The sequence below is a fragment of the uncultured Chloroflexus sp. genome, from assembly GCF_937129525.1.
Lineage (GTDB): Bacteria > Chloroflexota > Chloroflexia > Chloroflexales > Chloroflexaceae > Chloroflexus.
On the sequence record NZ_CAKZNK010000133.1, the window covers coordinates 1 to 3,353 of the forward strand.

A 3,353-nucleotide genomic window follows, 5' to 3' on the forward strand; every position below is an offset into this window, starting at 1 on the left:
GGGGGATGGCTGCATACACGTTAGGGCGCGGCTTGCTGAATATCATTTTTGGCGATCCGCTGTTGACCATAATACTGACTCTCATCGTCTCGGCGATCTTCTGGATCGCAACCTGGTTGCACTGGCGCGGGTGGGAAGGGGCGCGTTTCTTCGCGACTGCTGGCGTGACGCTGGTTGTGGCGGGTGGATTGGGCAATAATGAACAGGATATCGTTCTCTTTACTCCGCTGGCCTTTGCGCTGGCATTGACCAACGTGCAATGGGTGGCCGGGGTTGGAGTGGCGATCATGGCCATCTTGTTGGGCAGAGATCTGCTTGACGATAATGCTTTGAATGGAGTGTATGCCGATATTGCGGTGTTGGCCAGTTACGTTGTGCAGGTGGCCGCTTTTGCAGCAGCGCGCTTCTCACTCGATAGCGCCAGGATTGAAGCCGAGCGCAATGCGACGCAAGCTGAGGCTGCCCGCCGAGAAATTGCCGAGCGGGCTGCGGCTATTGAACAGCAACGACACGAACTGGCCGAACAAAATCGGCGCCAGCAAGAACTGATCGAACTGGTTGGTCAACTGGAGACGCCAGCAGTGCGGATCGCTGATGGCGTGCTACTGGCGCCGCTCGTGGGCAGTATCGATAGTCGCCGGGCCGGACGAATCACCAGCCGGTTGCTCGAACTCGTTCATGAACGGCGTGTCAATCTGGTGATTATCGATGTGGCTGGCGTGCCGGTCATTGACACCGCAGTGGCGAACGCCATTACCCAAACGGTGCGCGCTCTGCGTCTGCTGGGATGCAAGGTGATTTTGACCGGGATTGCCGCTCAGGTGGCGCTCACGTTGACGCATATCGGGATCGATTTGCGCGAACTGGATGTCGCTGCTTCTCCGCAAGAGGCGTTGCAACGCTGGATGAGTGAGCAAATCGCGGCGGCGCGCGATCAGCGCAATGGATCATTAAACTAGTGACCATGATCGGCGACCATACGCTGGCGCAACCCGCTACGCCACCGGCCTGATTTGGCCTGGCAGCGCGGTGATGGTGGCTATGGGCGCAAGGTGATTCGGGTTATGACGGTATTCACCGCCAAAACTTTGCGGAAAGCGATTGTTGATCGCGCGTTCATCGGCCAGCCGGTGCCGCCTGTGTGTCCGCATGCGCGTGATTGTGGCGGTTGCGCGTTTCAGGATCGAGCCTACCCTGATCAGGTAGCGGCAAAGGCAGCAGCGTTACGCGAACTCTACTTTGCCGGCGGCATTCCGGTAGATGATTTGACGGTAGTGCCGTCGCCGAACCCGAATGCCTACCGCACACGAATGGATTATGTCGCCACAAAGGGGCGATTTGGCTTGCGAGCGCGGGGAAAGTTCAATTACATTGTGGAATTAACCACATGTCATCTGATACCGCCAGCAGCGTTTGCTGCGGCGCAAGCGGTCTGGCAACGCGCGATGGCGTTGGGCCTGCCCGATTACGACCTTCGCGCTCACACCGGTTTTCTACGCTACGTAGTCGCGCGGCGCAATCCTGATAATGAGCTATTGCTTGCCGTTGTCACCGCTGACGGTGGCGATGAGGCGCTCATGGCTGAACTGGCGGCTACGGCACTGGATCAGCCGGGAGTCGTCGGCTTTCACTGGCTGGTTAATGCCACGCTGACCGATCTCTCGTTTGGTGAACCGCGCCGCCATTGGGGAGCTGCCCTGCTGCCAATGCGGGTCGGTAACATGACCTGTTGGATCGGTCCCAACACCTTCTTTCAAAATAATGTCTATCTGGCCGACCGGTTAATCGGTGATGCGGTGGAGGCGGCGGCGCCTGATCCAACGATGCGTGTGGCCGATCTTTACGGTGGGGTAGGCGCAATTGGTCTCCATCTGGCGCGGATGGCGGCGTGGGTTGATTGTGTCGAATCGGTGGCCGAGAGTGCTGCGTTGGCAGCGCACAACGCGGCGGCGAATGGGATTGGCAATCTCAACCCGATTTGCAGCGATACGCTAGCCTACTTGCATGAACAACCGTCCGGCAGCTTGTCGGTCATCGTCGCCGATCCGCCGCGTACCGGTCTTGGGTCGCAGGTTTGTCATGAACTACTCCGCGTTGCGCCGCAGCGAATCGTCTATGTATCGTGTAATCCACTTACCCAGGTCAACGACTTACAACTTTTGCAATCGGCTTACCGCATTGTTAGCCTGCGCGGATATGATATGTTCCCGCACACGCCACACGTGGAAGTGATAGCTGTGCTGGAACGAACGGCGGGATAGCGGTGGAAGGAAACGGACGCGCAGGCGCGAGCAGATTGTATCATGCGAGCTGCGCGCCTGCGCGGTGGGCCAATAGCCAACTTATTGGGTAACAGTCAACGTACCCTTCATGCCGGCCAGGTAATGGCCGGGGAAGGTACAGATGTAAAGGTAGGTACCGGGCGCAGGAGTGCGGAAGGTAACGCTGCCAGTTTGACCAGCATTGAGCATAGCCGTCCAGGCCAGAGCGTTGGGTGTGTCAGGCGGCGGCACGAAGAGGGCGTCAGCATTGTTCTGGGCGGCGTTATTGACGGCTGCGGCCACGTCATCGCCACCATTGACTAGCACCCAGTTGTGTTGCACACCGAGATTATTCTGGTTAACGAAATCGAGTCGGACCACTGTATTCGCGGGCAGAGTCAGGGATGTCTGAGCGAAGGCCAAAGCATCTGGCGCAGCGCGAATCTCAACCGTCTGCGCAGGTGTTTCATTCACAACATTCGATCCACCGGGTTCGTTGGCGCCGCCTGTTGCCGGAGCGCTGGTTGGCTGACTCGCAACGGGCGCGGCGGTTGGGCGCGGGGTGGCGGTTGGGCGCGGGGTAGCGGTTGGGCGTGGCGCCGAAGCGACAAACCCGCCGGGATTTGCGTTAGAGGCAATCATCACAATCAGCATGATCAAGCCGGCGCCAAGTGCCAGGCCGATCATAACGCTGAGCGGCGGCCCACCGGCGCTACCGCCGGAAAAGCTGGAACCGCCATTGCTGCTGCGGCTACTGCTGCGCGAACGAAAACCACTGCCAGAACCTCGCCAGCTCATGGAGAACCTCCTCTTTGCCTGATATCGTGATATTCGGCACAGAGTCTAGTTTAGCATAAAATGAATGTTTGATGTGCATCGCAATTTGCCAAGAAAGAAAAGTGTCTTGCATGAAAAAACAAACTACAGGCTCGTTTCAACTGGCCAGCGTGGCGCCACTACTCTTCGTGCTCCTCTGGAGCACTGGCTTCATCGGAGCGCGTTTTGGGTTGCCATATATTGAACCGTTCACCTTCCTGAGCATTCGTTTCGCGCTAGTATTGCTCTTACTAGGCGCTCTCACCATCATTTTTC

General features: G+C 58.0%; 3 protein-coding genes and 1 pseudogene. 3 read left to right on the forward strand and 1 reads right to left on the reverse strand.

Going from position 1 to position 3,353, the window contains the following annotated elements; genetic code table 11:
• A partial coding sequence (locus Q0650_RS16235; RefSeq protein ID WP_298820844.1) for an STAS domain-containing protein occupies positions 1–959 on the forward strand: 959 nt, incomplete at its 5' end.
• 105 nt (positions 960–1,064) lie between these two features.
• Positions 1,065–2,261 carry a class I SAM-dependent RNA methyltransferase gene (locus Q0650_RS16240; RefSeq protein ID WP_298820846.1) on the forward strand — a complete coding sequence of 399 codons (1,197 nt, stop codon included), beginning with the start codon at positions 1,065–1,067 and terminating at the stop codon, positions 2,259–2,261.
• Positions 2,262–2,342: 81 nt separating this feature from the next.
• Here the strand turns inward: Q0650_RS16240 and Q0650_RS16245 are convergent, their stop codons facing one another.
• Positions 2,343–3,059 (reverse strand): plastocyanin/azurin family copper-binding protein, encoded by a 717-nt coding sequence (locus Q0650_RS16245; protein WP_298820848.1) that lies wholly within the window; start codon positions 3,057–3,059, stop codon positions 2,343–2,345.
• Positions 3,060–3,169: 110 nt separating this feature from the next.
• Between Q0650_RS16245 and Q0650_RS16250 the strand changes: the two are divergent.
• A pseudogene (locus tag Q0650_RS16250) lies at positions 3,170–3,353 on the forward strand (EamA/RhaT family transporter); the annotation flags it as partial.